General features: G+C 47.4%; 22 protein-coding genes and 1 rRNA gene. 22 read left to right on the top strand and 1 reads right to left on the bottom strand.

Features of this window, described 5'->3' with window-relative positions; genetic code table 11:
- The 10 genes from rrf to rsmI all read left to right on the top strand — a co-directional run.
- A 5S ribosomal RNA gene (rrf, locus tag KNO68_RS14415) occupies positions 1-89 on the top strand; the annotation flags it as partial.
- Between the two features lie 72 nt (positions 90-161).
- Positions 162-1580: an aminotransferase class I/II-fold pyridoxal phosphate-dependent enzyme gene (locus KNO68_RS14410; protein WP_214812820.1), complete on the top strand. Its 1419-nt coding sequence runs from the start codon at positions 162-164 to the stop codon at positions 1578-1580.
- A 12-nt stretch (positions 1581-1592) separates the two neighbouring features.
- Positions 1593-2222 carry a dTMP kinase gene (gene tmk, locus KNO68_RS14405; RefSeq protein WP_251025018.1) on the top strand — a complete coding sequence of 210 codons (630 nt, stop codon included), beginning with the start codon at positions 1593-1595 and terminating at the stop codon, positions 2220-2222.
- Entirely contained in the window at positions 2222-2551 is a 330-nt protein-coding gene (locus KNO68_RS14400; protein ID WP_031421800.1) for a cyclic-di-AMP receptor, read from the top strand. Before tmk ends, KNO68_RS14400 begins: the two co-directional genes overlap by 1 nt.
- Positions 2552-2565: 14 nt before the next feature.
- Entirely contained in the window at positions 2566-3558 is a 993-nt protein-coding gene (locus KNO68_RS14395; RefSeq protein WP_214689629.1) for a DNA polymerase III subunit delta', read from the top strand.
- 6 nt (positions 3559-3564) lie between these two features.
- Positions 3565-4395, top strand: coding sequence for a PSP1 domain-containing protein (locus KNO68_RS14390; protein ID WP_031421801.1), 831 nt, complete (start codon positions 3565-3567; stop codon positions 4393-4395).
- 23 nt (positions 4396-4418) lie between these two features.
- On the top strand, positions 4419-4754 hold the full coding sequence (gene yabA, locus KNO68_RS14385; RefSeq protein WP_012727746.1) for a DNA replication initiation control protein YabA: 336 nt from the start codon (positions 4419-4421) through the stop codon (positions 4752-4754).
- A 60-nt stretch (positions 4755-4814) separates the two neighbouring features.
- Positions 4815-5552, top strand: a complete 738-nt coding sequence (locus KNO68_RS14380; RefSeq protein ID WP_078145936.1) for a tRNA1(Val) (adenine(37)-N6)-methyltransferase — start codon at positions 4815-4817, stop codon at positions 5550-5552.
- Positions 5545-5823, top strand: coding sequence for a GIY-YIG nuclease family protein (locus KNO68_RS14375; RefSeq protein ID WP_012727744.1), 279 nt, complete (start codon positions 5545-5547; stop codon positions 5821-5823). The genes KNO68_RS14380 and KNO68_RS14375 overlap by 8 nt, the downstream gene beginning before the upstream one ends.
- Positions 5795-6664 carry a 16S rRNA (cytidine(1402)-2'-O)-methyltransferase gene (gene rsmI, locus KNO68_RS14370; RefSeq protein WP_215112661.1) on the top strand — a complete coding sequence of 290 codons (870 nt, stop codon included), beginning with the start codon at positions 5795-5797 and terminating at the stop codon, positions 6662-6664. Before KNO68_RS14375 ends, rsmI begins: the two co-directional genes overlap by 29 nt.
- A gap of 16 nt (positions 6665-6680) precedes the next feature.
- On the opposite strand, the gene KNO68_RS14365 is transcribed toward rsmI, so the two are convergent.
- Positions 6681-6974 (bottom strand): transition state genes transcriptional regulator AbrB, encoded by a 294-nt coding sequence (locus tag KNO68_RS14365; RefSeq protein WP_012727742.1) that lies wholly within the window; start codon positions 6972-6974, stop codon positions 6681-6683.
- Between the two features lie 331 nt (positions 6975-7305).
- Here KNO68_RS14365 and metG point away from each other — a divergent pair, with 331 nt between their 5' ends.
- The 12 genes from metG (at position 7306) to pth (ending at position 18580) form a co-directional block, all read left to right on the top strand.
- Positions 7306-9267: a methionine--tRNA ligase gene (metG, locus tag KNO68_RS14360; protein ID WP_214689620.1), complete on the top strand. Its 1962-nt coding sequence runs from the start codon at positions 7306-7308 to the stop codon at positions 9265-9267.
- 51 nt (positions 9268-9318) lie between these two features.
- Positions 9319-10086 carry a TatD family hydrolase gene (locus KNO68_RS14355; RefSeq protein WP_215112662.1) on the top strand — a complete coding sequence of 256 codons (768 nt, stop codon included), beginning with the start codon at positions 9319-9321 and terminating at the stop codon, positions 10084-10086.
- Entirely contained in the window at positions 10083-11375 is a 1293-nt protein-coding gene (locus tag KNO68_RS14350) for a 3D domain-containing protein (RefSeq protein ID WP_214873965.1), read from the top strand. Before KNO68_RS14355 ends, KNO68_RS14350 begins: the two co-directional genes overlap by 4 nt.
- Positions 11368-11928, top strand: coding sequence for a ribonuclease M5 (gene rnmV, locus KNO68_RS14345; protein WP_074035294.1), 561 nt, complete (start codon positions 11368-11370; stop codon positions 11926-11928). Before KNO68_RS14350 ends, rnmV begins: the two co-directional genes overlap by 8 nt.
- A complete protein-coding gene (gene rsmA / locus KNO68_RS14340) occupies positions 11925-12803 on the top strand; it encodes a 16S rRNA (adenine(1518)-N(6)/adenine(1519)-N(6))-dimethyltransferase RsmA (RefSeq protein WP_012727737.1) in 879 nt (292 codons plus the stop codon). Before rnmV ends, rsmA begins: the two co-directional genes overlap by 4 nt.
- A gap of 82 nt (positions 12804-12885) precedes the next feature.
- Positions 12886-13122 carry a Veg family protein gene (locus KNO68_RS14335; protein ID WP_012727736.1) on the top strand — a complete coding sequence of 79 codons (237 nt, stop codon included), beginning with the start codon at positions 12886-12888 and terminating at the stop codon, positions 13120-13122.
- Between the two features lie 100 nt (positions 13123-13222).
- On the top strand, positions 13223-14086 hold the full coding sequence (gene ispE, locus KNO68_RS14330) for a 4-(cytidine 5'-diphospho)-2-C-methyl-D-erythritol kinase (RefSeq protein ID WP_168169881.1): 864 nt from the start codon (positions 13223-13225) through the stop codon (positions 14084-14086).
- A gap of 73 nt (positions 14087-14159) precedes the next feature.
- Positions 14160-14984 carry a pur operon repressor gene (gene purR / locus KNO68_RS14325; protein ID WP_012727734.1) on the top strand — a complete coding sequence of 275 codons (825 nt, stop codon included), beginning with the start codon at positions 14160-14162 and terminating at the stop codon, positions 14982-14984.
- Positions 14985-15124: 140 nt separating this feature from the next.
- Positions 15125-15424, top strand: a complete 300-nt coding sequence (gene spoVG / locus KNO68_RS14320) for a septation regulator SpoVG (RefSeq protein ID WP_012727733.1) — start codon at positions 15125-15127, stop codon at positions 15422-15424.
- Positions 15425-15608: 184 nt separating this feature from the next.
- The gene (gene glmU / locus KNO68_RS14315; protein WP_012727732.1) at positions 15609-16964 is read left to right on the top strand and encodes a bifunctional UDP-N-acetylglucosamine diphosphorylase/glucosamine-1-phosphate N-acetyltransferase GlmU; all 1356 of its coding nucleotides are present in this window, start codon (positions 15609-15611) and stop codon (positions 16962-16964) included.
- 45 nt (positions 16965-17009) lie between these two features.
- Positions 17010-17966 carry a ribose-phosphate diphosphokinase gene (locus tag KNO68_RS14310; RefSeq protein ID WP_012727731.1) on the top strand — a complete coding sequence of 319 codons (957 nt, stop codon included), beginning with the start codon at positions 17010-17012 and terminating at the stop codon, positions 17964-17966.
- 56 nt (positions 17967-18022) lie between these two features.
- A complete protein-coding gene (pth, locus tag KNO68_RS14305; RefSeq protein WP_215112663.1) occupies positions 18023-18580 on the top strand; it encodes an aminoacyl-tRNA hydrolase in 558 nt (185 codons plus the stop codon).
- The last annotated feature ends 13 nt before the right edge of the window (positions 18581-18593 follow it).

The following is an 18593-nucleotide window of genomic DNA, read 5'->3' as shown; positions in this document are numbered from 1 at the left end:
CCGTTCCCATGCCGAACACGGAAGTTAAGCGTCTCAGCGCCGAAAGTAGTTGGGGGATCTCCCCCTGTGAGGATAGGACGTTGCCAGGCCAACGCAGAAGACGATCAAGCATATGCTTGATCGTCTTTTTTCATATTTTTATAGTTTAGGAGGAATAACAGATGGCTCCTGCTCGGGAAAATCCGTTTACATTTTTAGAGGTTCTGGAACAGCATGTTCGTGAACACCGCGTCTCTTTCCACGTACCAGGTCATCATAATGGTACAGTGGTTGATGATCGCTTACCTGATGCATTCGCAAAAGTCATGCCTTACGACTTGACCGAGCTAGCGCATTTAGATGATTTGCACGATACCTCGGGAATCATCGAGCAAGCAGAATGTGCATTGGGTAAGTTGTATGAGAGTAAAAGTAAATGGCTTGTCAACGGATCGACTGCGGGAAATTGGAGTATGCTCGCGGCAACAGTGAAACGTGGTGAACGGGTATATGTTCAACGGAACTCACATAAATCGGTTTGGAACGCAATCGAATGGTTAGGATTAAAGCCAGTCTTACTAACACCTACCATTGAACGTGGCACAGGCATCCCGACTGTCGTGACATTAGATACGATCGAACAGGCCATTCAAGAATATCCTGGAGGGAAAGCCGTCATGTTGACGTCTCCGACCTATTACGGGGATATGGCAGACATTCGAACGATTTCGGACTATTTGACATCATTCGACATTCCATTGCTCGTCGATGAGGCACACGGCGCTCATTTGATTCATCCACAGTTGCCACGTCGCTCTGCAATCTTCGAAGGAGCGAGCGCAGTCGTGCAGTCCGCTCATAAAACGTTGCCTGCCCTCACTATGGGGGCTTGGGTTCACTATAAAGATCATATCGATGAAGCGCGCTTGAAGCATGCATTATCTTCTTTTCAGACTTCGAGTCCGTCTTATCTCGTCATGGCTTCATTGGATTATGCTCGTTCTTATCTAGAACGTTTAACGGATGAGGAATGGTCCGCAATCCAAAAAAGCCATGCACAATTTGTTCTTGAATTAAAACGAGCTGGTTTTGTTGTAAAAGTCGGAGATGACTTTACGAAAGTGACGATTCTGACTTATCCGAAGAATGGATTGATCTTTAGTCAGCATCTCGCCTCAATCGGCATAGACATCGAGTTGGCGGCAGTCGATCATGTGTTATTCTGCTTGCCATTCAGGGAAATAAAGAAACAGGAAATCGAACATTGGATCAAATTAATAAAAAAAGCATCTACCCATGTGCCGATCATTGAAGACGATGAAACGATCTTTCCCTTCCCACAAACCGAGCGCGTGTCTGAACTCTATACGTCTGAAACAGCTCTTCCAATTCAGCGAGTTCTGTTCGACCAAGCAATCGGATTGATTTCAGCAGAGACGGTGATTCCATATCCACCAGGTATTCCATGGATTCTAAAAGGAGAGCGGATTACAGAAGAAAAAATCCGGGTGCTCCGGGAATGGATTTCTTTAGGGAGGAAGCTTCAAGCTAGTAAGCATGTTATGATAGAGCAAATTGACGTTATTGTAGAGGAGTTTTAAAACGTGAACAGAATGTTTATTACGGTTGAAGGACCGGATGGATCAGGAAAGTCCACACAGCTTCAATTATTAGTAGAAAACTTAAAACAAAAAGGATATGACATCGTCGTGACCCGAGAACCTGGAGGAACAACGGTCGGGAATCAGATTCGCGAAGTGTTATTGTCTCCCGATCATCATGAGATGACACCACGCGTGGAGATGATGCTCTATGCCGCATCACGGGCTCAGAACGTGGAACAAGTGATTCGGCCAGCGTTAGAGCGGGGCGCCATTGTTCTCTGCGACCGGTTCATCGATGCATCCATTGCTTATCAAGGATATGGATTGCAGTATGACCTTGATCAGATTCGGTCATTGAATGAATGGGCGACGAATGGTCTCACGCCCGATTTAACCTTTTTATTCGATTTGAATCCGGAACGGGCGAGTGCACGTATGAAAGATCGGGGACAGCTTGATCGGATCGAGAGTCGTGATCATGCATTCCATGAGCGTGTCTATGCAGGATTCCAAACGTTACTGAAACAGTATCCAGAACGCATCGTTCGGATTGATGCCGATCAATCGATTGAATGCATTCAAGATGAGGTACTTGACTATACGATCGAACGACTACAACAAGGAGGCGTACAAAAATGATGAAAATGGTAATTGCAATCGTACATGATAAGGATAGCGCACGTTTGTCCGACGCACTCGTCGAGCAAGATTTTCGCGCAACAAAGTTAGCCACGACTGGTGGATTTTTAAAAGAAGGTAATACAACGTTTATGATGGGGATTCCACAAGAGCGTCTTGATGATTTGATGGACGTGATTCAATCGAACTGCTCGAGCCGCGACCAAATGATTACGCCGATCTCACCGATGGGAGGACATGCGGATTCGTATATTCCTTACCCAGTCGAAGTACAAGTCGGAGGGGCGACGGTATTCGTCTTGCCGATCGAAGGATTCCATCAGTTTTAATGGGAGTTGGGCATATGCGTTTTCAAGAATTGAGCGAGTCGCAAACTGTCGTTTCTCGCATCATTCAAAATTCAATCGTTTCGAATAAAGTGGGGCATGCGTATATCTTCTCAGGAGATTATGAGCCTTATTTGATTGATACAGCCACATTGTTCGCCAAAGCCTTATTTTGTGAATCACCAGATGGTGCAGAGCCTTGTGGAGTGTGTCGAAACTGTCGGCGTATGGATTCTAAAAACATTGTCGACTACATCGAAGTGGAGCCGGACGGTGCGAGTATAAAAAAAGAACAGATTCAGCAATTGCTCAGTGATTTATCACTACGAGGTGCTGAAGGTGATCGCCAAGTGTACGTCATTCATCAAGCGCACAAGATGACGACTCAAGCGGCGAACAGTCTATTGAAGTTCTTTGAAGAACCGGGTGTAGGTAAGCTTGCTATTTTAGTGACGACACAACCACAGTTGCTTCTTCCGACGATTCGTTCGCGTGCGCAACAACTTGCTTTTCGTCCAATCGACCGAGCTCAGTTGGCGCAAACAATGTCAGAAGAACTGTCCTGTACGTATGATTTGGCATACCTTGCCTTGACCGTTTATCCGAAATGGGATGACGCGAAAGAGGCACTTGAGCAGGAGTGGTTTGTACAGGCGTACGGGCTAGTGGTACAATTAATTGAAGTATTGACGAAACGACCTCAAGAGTTGCTCTTGTTCGCACAAGAAAAATGGTTAGGGCATTTCAAAGGACGGAATGAGTTGCGAGTCGGTCTTGAATTATTCGAACATTGGCTGGAGGAGGCACTTCATTTAAAAGTGCGAGATATGTATGCTCCGAAGCTATTTAAGAATGAGGCTGCCTTGTACAACGCGTTTATCCAAAATCGATCTGTCACCAAGCTTACACATGCGATTGAAAGTGTACATGCGGCCATTCGGCGACTTGAGGCAAACGTCAATCCTCAATTAACGTTCGAACGACTTTCGTTCGATTTGCAGAAAGGATAGAAGCGCGTGCTTGAAGTAGTTGGAGTCCGTTTTAAAGAAGCGGGAAAAATCTATTACTTTTCACCAGGCGATGCAACGCTTAAACGTGGGGACCATGTCATCGTTGAAACGGTACGTGGCATTGAGTATGGGGAAATCGTCCAAGTCGACAAGCAGCTCGGTGAAGACGAAGTCGTCCTGCCATTGAAGACAATCCTTCGTGTCGCGGACCAAAAGGATGCGGATATCGTACGCGATAATCGACTGGCAGCCGTTGATGCTCACGCCGTCTGTGAAGAAAAAATTCGAGAACATCAATTAGAAATGAAGCTAGTTGATGTTGAGTATACATTTGATCGCAATAAAGTGATCTTTTATTTTACTGCCGAGGGTCGCGTCGACTTTCGAGAATTGGTAAAAGACTTAGCTAGTGTGTTTCGGACACGAATCGAGCTCCGACAAATCGGCGTTCGTGATGAAGCGAAACTCCTTAGCGGGATTGGGCCATGTGGTCGGGTTCTTTGCTGCTCGTCATTTCTTGGGGAATTCGAACCGGTCTCGATCAAAATGGCCAAAGACCAGAATCTCTCGTTGAATCCGAATAAGATCTCTGGAGTATGTGGTCGTCTGATGTGCTGTTTGAAATATGAGAATGACACATATGAAGAACTGAAACGTGATTTACCAGACGTCGGCAAGCGAATCAAAATTCCAGAAGGTGATGGTCGGGTAATCGGTCTTAACATTTTGGACCAACTCATTCAAGTCGAGCTCCACGATCGGACACGTGTCGTCACGTATACGATTGATGAACTCGTTGAAGTGGGTGCGATTAAACGAAAACCGTCAAAACAGTGATGGGGTGCTGAGCAGTGGAAAGAATGGACAAAAAAGAAGTGATGATGCGGGTGGATGCGATCGAGCAACAGATGCAGCTCCTCACCGAACATTTAGGCGTGTTAAAAGAGCAGCTCGCTTATTTGCTTGAAGAGAACCAGCATATGTATCTAGAGAATCATCACTTACGCGAAAAAGTCGAACAATTGGCAGAAGTTGATACGACAAATGGTGATTCACAAATCGCATTGTCTGGGAAAGGGCAGAACAATTTGGCTGCGCTGTATCAAGAAGGATTCCACATTTGTAACCTCCATTACGGACAGGTACGAAAAGATGGGGACTGTCTCTTCTGTTTGTCGATGCTCAATAAACATTAATACGGGGCGATAGATAGGGGTTCCCTATCCGTCGCCTTTCTTTTATAGAAGGAGGAAACGATGGTAACGGTTAAGGATGGAGAACGCCTTGATGATTTGCTCGGACGTCCAGGTAAAATCATTCAAAGTGATGATGTGTTCTCATTTTCATTAGATGCGGTACTGCTTGCAGAGTTTGTATGGGTGCCTATCCAAAAAGGACAACTGGTCGATTTGTGTGCTGGCACCGGGGCAATCCCGCTCTTTTTGTCATATCGTACAAAAGGAACGATAACAGGTGTGGAGATTCAATCGAAACTGGTCGACATGGCGAATCGAAGCATGGCGGTCAATCGTCTCGAAGAGCGAATTCGAGTGGTGGAGGGCGATGTGAAAACGGCAGCGACGCAGCTCGGGCATGCACGATATGACGTAGTCACATGTAACCCGCCCTACTTTTTAGCGAACGAGACGTCACTCCGAAATCAAAATGAGCATCATACGATTGCGCGCCATGAAGTGCTGTGCACGTTAGAAGATTGCATCAAGACGGCCAGTCAACTCGTCAAACCGGGAGGGAAAGTGGCGTTCGTGCATCGGCCAGAACGTTTACTGGATATCCTGACGTTGATGCGTGCGTATCGAATTGAACCAAAACGAATGCAACTCGTTTACCCGAAAGCGGGACGCGAGGCGAATACCTTATTAATCGAGGGATCGAAAGATGGAAAAGCAGGTCTTAAAATTTTACCGCCATTTGTTGTCTATGAAGAAGACGATACGTATACAGAAGCGATGCGAGCTATTCTCGATGCCTAAACATTATACGTACATCTTGGAATGCGGTGATGGAACGTATTACACGGGCTATACGACAGACGTGGAAAAACGACTCCTTGCACATAATGCCGGGAAAGGTGCGAAATATACGAAAGCCCGTCTCCCTGTACGACTTCGGTACGTACAATCGTTTGAGACGAAGCGGGAGGCCATGCGATACGAATGGTCCATCAAGCAATTGACCCGAGCACAAAAAGAGAAGTTGATGGAGGGGACGACCAATGAATTCACAGAAGAGCTATCAAACTGAACAACCGACGTTGTATGTCGTGCCGACCCCAATTGGGAACTTGGAGGATATGACGTATCGCGCGGTACGGACCCTTCAGGAAGTAGACTTAATCGCAGCGGAAGACACACGACAAACGATGAAGCTTTGCCGACACTTTGACATTGCGACAAAATTGATTAGCTATCATGAACATAATAAAGAAGTGAGTGGACCAAGACTGATTGACGATCTGTTGTCCGGAAAATCGATTGCCGTTGTCTCAGATGCAGGTATGCCTGGAATTTCAGACCCGGGAAGCGATCTCGTGCGATTAGCCATTGAGGCAAACATCCCGGTTGTCGTCTTACCCGGTGCGAATGCAGCACTTACGGCACTCGTCGCATCCGGTCTTGCAACTGAACGTTTTCTCTATTACGGTTTCTTGCCGCGTAAGAAGAAGGATCGGGTTGAGATTCTCGAATCGATTCAATACGAACCTGGCACCGTCATTTTTTATGAGGCTCCTCATCGTTTGAAAGAGATGTTGACAGCGATTCGACAAGTGTTCGGGAATCGACAAATCGTATTAGGTCGTGAACTGACAAAAACGTTTGAAGAGTTTTTGAGAGGAACTGTGGATGAGGCGTTGACATGGTGTGAGGGTGAAGTGCGTGGTGAGTTTGTCGTCTTGGTGAGTGGAGCGACAGAGGCGGCTCCTACGACTACGTGGTGGGAAGCACTCTCTACGTATGAACACGTGGTTCACTATATTGAAGAAGGACAAAAACCAAACGCAGCAATCAAACAGACTGCGAAAGACCGCGGCGAATCTCGGAACGATGTATACGATGCGTATCATCAATTGCATAAAAAAGAGTAAGCAAGGAAATCCTTGCTTACTCTTCGCTGTAGTAATTTTCGAGCATGTTCTTCAACTCAACGAGAACACGTTGTGCACCTTCTGGTGACAAGATGAGTTTGCCGTCTGCCAATTTGAAGTTATCATCTGATACTTCGCCTGTAACTTGGCAAGTCATGTTTGGCTTATATTTTTTCAAAACGATTTGATCGTTGTCGACGTAAATTTCGAGAGCATCTTTCTCTGCAATACCGAGTGTACGACGCAATTCGATTGGAATAACGACACGACCAAGCTCATCAACCTTACGTACAATACCTGTAGATTTCATTTTGTGTTTCCTCCTCCAATGATGTCGAAATCTCGTGGTGACATGAATCGTCAAAATTCGACAATGTGACTACAGCAAAAAGCATACTAAACTTTCCAATTGCAGTCAACTGCTTACTATCTGGAAAAGTAAATTTTCGAAATTTGTCGAATCAAGAACGATATATACCTAAATTTCCCCGTAAGTTTGAACTTGAAACAAAGAAAGGGTATTTTTGGAATATTTATGACGAAGAAAACGCAAAAAAATTCCAAACAATTAGGTTTGGAAATTCTTTTGTCGAACCGTGTATAATGGAAATTGCATATGTCGAAAGGATGGAGAATAAATCATGGCGAAGCCGACTTTTTATATTACAACCCCAATTTATTATCCGAGTGCAAAACTGCACATCGGTCACGCATATACCACGGTAGCAGGTGATGCGATTGCGCGCTACAAACGCTTAAAAGGGTTTGACGTCCGTTATTTGACCGGAACGGATGAGCACGGTCAAAAGATTCAAGAAAAAGCGAAAGAGGCAGGCGTGACGCCACAAGCTTTCGTGGATGAAGTCGTGGAAGAGATCAAGGTCTTATGGGACCGTCTCGAAATTTCGTACGATGACTACATCCGTACGACAGAGGACCGCCATAAGAAAGTGGTCGAGCATGTTTTTGAGACATTACTTAAAAATGGGGACATCTACCTCGGTGAGTACGAAGGATGGTATTCCGTACCGGATGAAACGTACTACACTGAATCGCAGCTCGTCGATGGAAAAAGTCCTGACAGCGGACATCCGGTCGAGCTCGTTCGTGAGGAGTGCTACTTCTTCCGTCTCAGCAAATACGCTGACCGCTTGATTGAATATTTTGAGTCACATCCTGATTTTATTTTGCCAGAATCTCGTAAAACCGAGATGATCAATAACTTCTTAAAGCCGGGTCTTCAAGATTTGGCTGTATCACGCACGACGTTTGATTGGGGCGTCCAAGTCCCATCGAACCCGAAGCACGTCGTGTACGTATGGGTCGATGCGCTCACAAACTATATCTCATCACTCGGATACGGTACAGACAACGATGAACTCTTCAACCGTTACTGGCCAGCAGACGTTCATTTGGTAGGGAAAGAAATCGTACGTTTCCATACGATCATTTGGCCAGCCCTCTTAATGGCACTTGATCTTCCATTACCGAAGCAAGTATTTGCGCACGGATGGTTGCTCATGAAGGATGGGAAGATGTCGAAATCGAAAGGGAACGTCGTGGACCCGATCCCATTGATTGATCGTTACGGCCTCGACTCGGTCCGCTATTATCTTCTCCGTGAAGTTCCATTCGGAGCGGATGGCACGTTCACGCCGGAAGCGTTCGTTGACCGCTTGAACTTTGATTTAGCGAACGACCTCGGAAACTTATTGAATCGCACCATTGCGATGATTAAAAAGTACTTCGACGGAAATATTCCGGCATATAACGGAAATGTCACGGCATTTGATGCAGAATTGTTGAACGTGGTGAAAGAGACGACACGCAAAACAGAAGAAGCCATGGAGCACATGGAGTTTTCGGTCGCACTCACAAACATTTGGCAACTCGTCAGCCGTGCGAATAAATATATCGATGAGACACAACCATGGGTTCTCGTGAAAGAGGAGTCGAAGCGCGAGGAGCTGGCTTCTGTCATGACACATCTTGCGGGCGTACTTCGTCATGTTGCCATCATGATTCAACCGTTCATGACGCGCGCTCCAAAAGAGATGTTCCGTCAGCTCGGACTCGAGGGAGAGGACATGTCATGGGAGGCGTTGGATACATTCGCAGACTTTAGCAATGCGGTCGTGACGGACGGGACACCGATTTTCCCACGTCGTGATGTGAAAGAAGAAGTCGATGCAATCCAAGAAATGATGCGTCAGGCGTCTAAAGCACGGATTGAAGAGACGGAGACGGCATCAGTAGAAGAAACTGACGAAGACATTCGTCCTGAAATCACGATTGATGTCTTCGACCAAGTCGAATTCCGTGTCGGTCAAATCGTCGAAGCCGATAAGATTAAAAAAGCGAAGAAACTGTTGAAACTTCAAGTCGACCTTGGGAAAGAGACACGTCAAATCGTGTCTGGTATCGCTGAATGGTATGCCCCTGAAGATTTGGTTGGCAAGAAAGTCATCGTTGTCGCAAACTTGAAACCAGTCAAGCTCCGTGGAGAACTCTCGCAAGGGATGATTCTAGCGGCGGATCGTGACGGGAAACTCGAGCTCGCGACGGTCTCAGACCAGATGCCGAACGGTGCCATCGTCAAATAATGGAATGGGGGAGACCGCGGTCTCCCTCTCTTTTTCTAAGGAGGAAACAAGATGTTGATTGATACACATACGCACATCAATGCGGAACAGTTCAGTGAAGACGTGGAGGAGACAATTGTGCGAGCGAGAGAAGCGGGCGTTTCTCCGTTACTCGTCGTCGGATTTGATACACCGACCATCGATCGAGCCATTGAACTGGCGGAAACGTACGAAGATATCTATGCCATTGTCGGATGGCATCCTGTCGATGCGATTGACTGTACGGATGCGGATTTAGCACGAATCGAAACACTCATGAGTCATCCGAAAGTCATGGCACTCGGTGAAATCGGACTCGATTATCATTGGGACAAATCACCGAAAGATATGCAACAACGCCTCTTCCGTCAACAAATCGCCATTGCCAAACGGACGAATATGCCGATTGTCATTCATAACCGAGAAGCAACGGCAGATGTCCTTCATATTTTAGAAGAAGAGCATGCCGAAGCAGTCGGTGGTGTGTTCCATAGTTACAGCATGTCCGTCGAACTTTTGCCTCGTTGTTTAGACTTGAACTTCTATATTTCGTTAGGAGGACCGGTCACGTTCAAAAATGCGAAGGTTCCGAAGTTGGTGGCGCAAGAAGTGCCGCTGGATCGTCTGCTTGTCGAGACGGATTGCCCGTACTTGACCCCAACACCGTTCCGGGGAAAACGTAACGAACCAGCATACGTCAAATACGTAGCTGAAGAGATCGCCACCCTTCGCGATATGCCGTACGATGAGCTCGCTGCAGCCACGACAGCCAATGCGAAGAAGTTGTTCCGACTCCCATGATCAAGCGTGTATTAGCGAGTATCGGTATTATTGCGACGGCTTCTGTGGCGTACGTGATGTTACAACCTGAATCGATTCGAATCGTCGATGACGGTGTGGTCATCGAGCATGAAACACGAGCTGACTCGGTTCTCGAGGTGCTTGAAGAGTTAAATATCACACTAGATGAATCAGATTATGTCACACCGGCGCTCAGTGAGGATGTACCGGACGACCGCTTGATTCGGATTGAGCGTTCACACGAGGTTTCGCTCCAGATTGGCTACGGTCAAACGGAGACAGTGCAGACGCGCGAGCGGACCGTAAAGGATGTCTTACTACGATACGGAGTCACGGTACGGGACGGAGATACGGTGTATCCATCGGTCCGTACACCGGTGACGAATGGGATGACGATTCGATATCAACCGGTCGTGGCCGTGAATCTCATTGTCGGTCAAGAGGCGTTGACCATTTATACAATGGCTACGGATGTGGAGCAACTCTTAATGGAAGAGAACATCGATGTGACGGAAAGTGATACGGTCATGCCGGCTCCTTCCACACCGATCCGAGAAGGGTTGACGATTACGGTCAATACGAATCGTGATGTCGTTCAATATGAGAGTGAGTTGATTCCGTTTGAAGTGGTTGAGGAAGAGGATGACACGCTCGAAGAAGGTGTGAAGCAAATGGTGCAGGTCGGGGTTCCTGGACTTGAACGGACAAGGTATGCACTTACTGTGGAAAATGGTACAATTACAAATCGTACGAAAACAGATGTCGAGACATTGCGTAAAACGATGCCGCAGATTATCAAAGTGGGAACGAAGAAAGTCACGGAACCGGTAACCGACGCTGAGTCGACGACCGCGGATGAATCGAGCCCATTCATTCCAGAAGCTGAAGTCGAGATTGCCGAACCGCCGAAAACAGATGACGTACTTGATTTTTCATCCGCAAAACAATTGCTTGTGGAAGCGACCGCTTATACGAACAATCCGGAAGACACGGTGACGTATGACGGACGCGTGCTGACAAGAAGCGGATATGATGTGACCGACACGATTTTGTATGAAGGCATGCGCATCATCGCCGTCGACCCTGCCATCATTCCACTCGGGACCCGCGTGTATGTCGAGGGGATCGGTATGGCGATTGCCTTGGATACAGGAAGTGCGATCAAAGGGCAAAAAATCGATATCATGATGGATGAAAAGGAAGAGGCCGTGACGTTCGGTCGCAAACCGCTCACCATCTGGGTGATTCCGAAGCAGGAAGAAGAGAAAGAAGGATCAGACAATGCGTGAGAAAATACAAGAAATTATCGTCGTAGAAGGGCGTGACGACACGGCACGACTTCAAGAAGTGTTCGACGTCGATACGATTGAAACGAACGGGTCTGCCGTATCCGATCAGACGATTGAACGAATCCGTCGTGCTCAGGAGAAGCGCGGGGTCATCATTTTGACGGACCCAGATTATCCGGGAGACCGTATTCGGGCGATTGTCGAGGAACGCGTCAAAGGATGTAAGCACGCACATTTGCCTCGGGCCGAGGCGAAGGACAAGCGTGGGAAAATCGGTGTGGAACATGCGAGTCCGGAGTCACTTCGCCGTGTCTTAGGAGCAGTGTTTGAACCGCGTGTCGAAACGGACCAACCAATCGTCACACGGAAAATGGTGTTGGAGGCGGATTTAATCGGTGGAGCAGCGGCCGCGACGCGTCGGAAGCGACTCGGGGTGTTGCTTCGAATCGGTGAGCCGAATGCCAAACAATTTGTAAAACGGGTCGAGGCGCTCGGCGTCACGATCGAAGAGTGGGAGCAGGCACTTGCTCAATTAGAGGAGGAACAGGGTTGAAAGACATTGCAACAATCCAACGAACGAAAGCGATTTTAGAGCGACATGGGTTTTCATTCAAAAAATCGCTCGGTCAAAACTTTTTAATCGATTTGAACATCTTGAGTAAAATTGTCGGAGCAGCAGAACTGAGTGAAGTGAGTGGTGTCCTTGAAATCGGTCCCGGAATCGGCTCATTGACCGAACAATCGGCCAAGCGTGCCAAAAAGGTCGTTGCGCTTGAAATCGACCAACGTCTTTTGCCGATTTTAGATGATACGATGTCGCCTTATCCGCATGTGAAAGTCATCCATGGGGATGCATTGGAACTGGACTTACGGGAGATCGTGGAGCAAGAATTTTTAAACGAAGGTATTGAAGATATTTCGGTGGTCGCCAACTTACCTTACTATGTCACGACACCGATCATTATGCGATTGCTTGAGAGCGGTGTTAAGTTCCGTTCGCTCGTCATGATGATTCAAAAAGAAGTGGCAGAACGGATTGGAGCAAAACCTGGCACGAAAGCATACGGCTCGCTATCGATTGCGATTCAGTATTATGCGGAGGCGGAAGTCAGTTTCATCGTCCCGAAAAACGTGTTCATCCCAGCACCGAACGTCGATTCGGCCGTCATTACACTACGAATGCGTAAAGAACCGGCCGTACAAGTGAAAGACGAAGCATTTTTCTTTGATGTGGCCCGAGCAAGCTTCGCTCAGCGCCGTAAAACCATCCTGAACAATTTGACAAACTATATCGGGAAAGAACATAAGGTCGAACTCGAACGTTCGCTTCACGAGGCTGGAATCGATCCGAAACGTCGTGGAGAGACGTTAAGCCTAGAAGAATTCGCACGTTTGTCTGACACAATTTTACCACTTAAAAATAGTTGACGACCTGAAAACGAGTCGTTATAATATTAATCTTTATTTTCATATTCAATTATGCTATACTTGTAACAGTGAGGTGAAGCGTATGCCAAAGACGTTACAAGAAATCAGACAAAAACTCGAATCGCATGTTGGTGAACGATTGACGTTGAAAGCAAACGGCGGTCGTAAGAAAGTTGTTACTCGGTTTGGAACGCTCGTTGAGACATATCCTGCGGTGTTCGTTGTGAAATTGGATGAAGACCTGCATAATGTGGAACGTGTCTCGTATAGCTACGCTGATGTCCTAACGGATACAGTTAAAATTGAATTCGGTAATTGATTTATAAATGAGGGGCGGATGCATTGGCAGCTGCTTCTTTTTTTGTGCGCCCGTTTACGGTACAATGGCGAACAGGAGACAAATGGGAAGGGTGAACGTGATGCGCACGATCAGTGTGAAAGCGCCGGCAAAAATTAATTTGACACTTGATGTCCTTGGAAAGCGTCCGGACGGCTATCATGAAGTAGAAATGGTAATGACGACAGTCGACTTGGCAGATCGCTTGGAGTTGACAGTTTTAGAGTCGGATGAGATTCGGATTCAATCAGAACACGCCTATGTGCCGAATGATCATCGGAATTTGGCGTATCGAGCAGCAGAATTGTTGCGCGAGCGTTTTAACATTCAGCAAGGGGTCGAGATTGTGCTCGATAAACAGATTCCCGTGGCAGCTGGCCTTGCAGGTGGCTCGAGTGATGCGGCGGCAACGCTCCGTGGGATGAACGAACTGTTTTCATTGAACTTGTCATTAGAGGAGCTAGCAGAGCTCGGTGCCGAGATCGGATCGGACGTGTCGTTTTGTGTCATCGGTGGCACAGCCATTGCAAGAGGTCGTGGTGAACAGTTAGAAATGATTCCGTCCCCGCCACCGTGCTATGTCGTTCTCGGTAAACCGAAAATTGGGGTATCGACGGCAGATGTGTATCGGGCAGTGCGTATGGAAGAGGTATATCATCCTGATACCGATGCCATGGTGGAGGCGATTCGTCAAAAAGATTTTCATGGAATCTGTGAACACCTTGGGAACTCACTTGAGAGTGTGACACTTAAGCTGCACCCGGAAGTGAAACAAATCAAAGAAACGATGCGTCATTGCGGAGCGGAAGGTGTTCTCATGAGTGGAAGCGGACCGACCGTGTTTGCGCTGATTGAACACGAGCAAAAAGCGCATCGAATCTATAATGGATTGAAAGGATTTTGCCCAGAAGTGTTCGTCGTTCGGATTCTCGGCAAAAGACATTGAACAAAAACGAATGAAAGTGATATATTCTCAATAGAACATTCGTTTATTATTGAAGATGTGAAGGAGAATCCGTATGAAAATTCGTAGAAGTGGTCGTCTCGTCGATATGACCCGTTATTTACTTGATCATCCGCATCAGCTTGTCTCGTTGTCGATGTTTTCAAGTCGTTATAAAGCTGCAAAGTCGTCGATTAGTGAAGACCTTGTCATTGTCAGTGAAATGTTGTCCCATGATGGGATTGGAAAACTGGTGACTGTCCCTGGTGCAGCCGGTGGTGTCATGTTCATCCCGGGATGGAGTAAGGAAAAGTCGCTGGAGATGATTGACACGCTCTGTGAGCAACTATCAAAACCGGAGCGTCTCTTACCAGGAGGCTATCTCTACCTCACGGATGTACTAGGTAATCCAAGTCAGGTGAAACCGATGGGGCAGGTCTTTGCGTCCGTCTTCGCCGACCGTAAAGTCGATGTGGTCATGACGATTGCGACGAAAGGGATTCCACTTGCCTATGCGGTCGCTGAGCAGTTAGGTGTTCCGTTTGTCATCGTTCGTTCGGATAGCCGTGTCACAGAAGGCTCGACCGTCAGTATCAATTATGTATCGGGTTCATCGAAAGCGATCCGTACGATGGCGCTCGCACGTCGCAGTCTGCCACGTGGTGCGAATGTGCTCCTAATTGACGACTTTATGAAGGCCGGCGGAACGATTCGTGGGATGATGAGTCTCTTGAATGAATTCGAGGCTAACCTTGCGGGCGTCGGTGTCTTGATGGAGGCCGAAGGAGCCGAGAAGAAGATGGTGAGTGAATACGTCAGCTTGATGAAGTTAACGAATGTCGATCCTGATGAAGGGCTTGTCACCATTTCGCGGGGGAATGTGGAACAATTCTTAAAGTGATTGGCAAAATTTTGATTTCGTTTTATGATTAGAGGGTATAGAGTTATCAATATGAAGTCATGACGTTCGTTTGAAACCAACTGAACCTTACAGAAGATCACACCATGGCGTAGACAACGATGAAAAAGGGGATGCGAAACATGCAGATCACAGACGTAAAAATTCGCAAAGTCGCGACAGAAGGCAGAATGAAAGCGTTGGCCTCAATCACACTTGACCATGAATTCGTTGTACATGACCTTCGAATCATCGAAGGAAGTAGCGGTCTATTTGTCGCCATGCCGAGCAAACGGACACCAGAAGGGATTTTTCGGGATATTGCGCATCCGATTAACGGGGAGATGCGACAAAAGGTCGAAGCCGCTGTATTGGAAACCTATTCCAATATGGATGTGGAAATCCTTGACCCACAACATGTGTCATACGGTACACATGAATGACAGAAAACAGCGGTTAGGTTGCCTGCCGCTGTTTTTTTGCGTTTCAATGGTTAAGGAACGGTACAACTATTGAAACGAAGGCATGGTTTCGATATAGTAGAAACGGTGTAAATAGGATTTAGTTGCAGAAAAGCCGAACTATACAGACCAATCACAGCTGTTGTGAGATAGGAGCGAATCAAGCATGGAGCGTTTTGCAGTCATTTTGGCAGCAGGAAAAGGGACGCGAATGAAGTCGAAGTTATATAAAGTACTTCATCCAGTTCTAGGGAAACCAATGGTCGAGCATGTTGTCGATCAGTTAGACCAAATCGGTGTCAGTCGTCAAATCGTAATCGTTGGCCATGGGGCGGAAGCGGTACAAGACACGCTCGGCACACGGGTAGAGTATGCGGTCCAGGAAGAACAGCTTGGAACAGGGCACGCTGTTCAGATGGCTGAAGCAGAGCTTGCGGGTAAATCAGGGGCGACGCTTGTCGTCTGTGGAGATACACCGTTACTCACGGCAGAGACGTTAGAAGCCCTTCTCGCGCATCACGAAGCGCAACAAGCAAAAGTCACGGTGTTGACTGCGATTGCTGACGATGCGACCGGATATGGTCGAGTCGTTCGTGGTGAAGATGGGAATGTGACGAAAGTCGTGGAACATAAAGATGCTTCAGAGGCAGAACTCGCCATCAATGAAATCAACACAGGGACGTACGTATTCGATAACGAATTGTTGTTCGATGCACTCAAACAAGTCGGGAACAACAATGCACAGGGCGAATATTACTTACCTGACGTCATTTCAATCGCAAAAGAAGCGGGCGAAGTGGTTGCGGCGCATACAGCACCGACGTTTGATGAGACGATCGGGGTCAATGACCGCGTCGCCTTGTCGCAAGCAGAAGCCATCATGCGCAAGCGGACAAATGAGCGTCTCATGCGTGAAGGGGTTACCTTCATGGACCCGGCATCGACGTACATTTCACCAGACGTGGTCATCGGATCGGATACGGTCATTTATCCGGGAACGGTCATTCTTGGCAAGACGACGATTGGCTCAGAATGTGTCATCGGACCAAACTCGGACATCCGCAACAGTGTGATTGAAGACCATGCCGTCGTACGCCAGTCTGTCGTGACTGATAGCCGAATCGGTGAGGCGGCTCAAGTCGGACCGTTCGCTCACTTACGTCAACAAGCTGTCCTCGGTGCGAACACGCGCGTCGGCAACTTTGTAGAGATTAAAAAATCGACGTTCGGTGACGGTGCGAAAGCGTCACACTTGAGCTATATCGGGGATGCGTCAATCGGTGAGCGCGTCAACTTAGGCTGTGGCTCGATCACAGTGAACTATGACGGTAAGAACAAGTTCGAGACAGTCGTGGAAGACGATGCATTCGTTGGCTGTAACGTCAACTTGATTGCCCCTGTAAAAGTCGGGAAAGGCGCGATTGTCGCTGCTGGATCGACGATTACGAGTGATGTACCAGAAGAGGCGCTAGCGATTGCACGCGAACGCCAAACGAATAAAGAAGGCTACACAAAACGATAACTTGCTGCCAATCATTATGGAAAACAACGGAGGAGAATCCTAAACATGTCTACTGTATACGAACGAGAAATTCGTCTATTTAGCTTAAACTCGAACCGCCCGCTTGCTGAAGAAATCGCGAAAGAAATTGGTGTCCCGCTCAGCGATTGCCAAGTCAAACGTTTCAGCGACGGTGAACTCTATATCAACATCGAGGAAAGTGTTCGTGGAGATGATGTGTATGTCATCCAATCAACAAGCTCGCCTGTAAACGAAACGCTCATGGAATTGCTTGTCATGATCGATGCACTCAAACGTGCTTCTGTCCGTACGATCAACATCGTGATGCCGTATTATGGATACGCACGTCAAGACCGTAAAGCACGCTCGCGTGAACCGATCACGGCGAAACTTGTCGCTGACCTTCTTACAGTAGCGGGTGCGACACGCGTCATCACGATGGATTTGCATGCAGCGCAAATTCAAGGATTCTTCAATATTCCGGTTGACCAATTACTTGGTGTACCGCTCATCTCGACTTACTTTGAAACAGAAGAGTTTCAAGCGAAAGATATCGTGGTCGTTTCTCCAGACCACGGTGGCGTGACACGTGCACGTAAATTGGCAGAACGTTTGAAAGCGCCGATTGCTATCATTGACAAGCGTCGTCCGAAAGCGAACGTCGCTGAAGTCATGAATATCGTCGGCAGTGTCGAAGGGAAAACGGCGATTTTGATTGACGACATTATCGATACAGCTGGAACGATCACACTTGCGGCAGATGCTATCGTCGAAGCGGGTGCGAAAGAAGTGTATGCGTCTTGTACACATCCAGTTCTTTCTGGACCAGCGATGGAGCGGATCGACAATTCATCAATCAAAGAGTTGGTCGTCTTAAATACCATCGATTTGACGGGTCGCCCTTGCTCGAGCAAGATCAAGCAAATGTCGGTCGCCCATTTGCTTGGGGAAGCGATTATGCGCGTACACGAGCATAAATCGGTCAGTACCCTATTCGATTAAAAAAACGAGGCCCGGAGGCATTCGCCTTTGGGCTTTTTTGTTCAGGAGGAAATGATATGAAATGCATCGTCGGTCTTGGGAATCCCGGGAAAAAGTTTGAGATGACGCGACACAATGTCGGGTTTTTAGCGATTGACCGTCTCGCCGAAAAGCATGGCGTCTCGCTGAATGAAGCGAAGTTTAATGCCCTTATGGGAACGGGAAGAATCAATGGTGAACGCGTAGTACTCGTCAAACCACTCACGTATATGAACTTGTCGGGTGAAGCCGTTCGTCCCATTTTAGATTATTATAAGATTGAGATTGATGATTTATTAGTCATTTATGACGATTTGGATATGGTGCCCGGCAAGCTTCGTTTCCGTCCGAAAGGGAGCGCGGGTGGTCATAATGGGATCAAATCTCTCATTCAACACTTAGGAACGGCTGAATTCAAACGATTAAAGCTCGGAATCGGTCGTCCCCCGCACCCGATTAAAGTCGTCGACTGGGTGTTGATGAACTATCGCAAAGACGAGTTGCCGGCATTAAATGAAACACTCGATAACGCCGTAACTGCAGCCACTGATTTTGTGGACACAGATTGGCTGGCGCTGATGAATCGATACAACTAAAGGGTCATTGCAC

This window comes from Exiguobacterium sp. s75 (assembly GCF_018617145.1).
Taxonomy (GTDB): Bacteria; Bacillota; Bacilli; order Exiguobacteriales; family Exiguobacteriaceae; genus Exiguobacterium; species Exiguobacterium profundum.
This window is presented reverse-complemented; position numbering and strand designations above follow the sequence as displayed.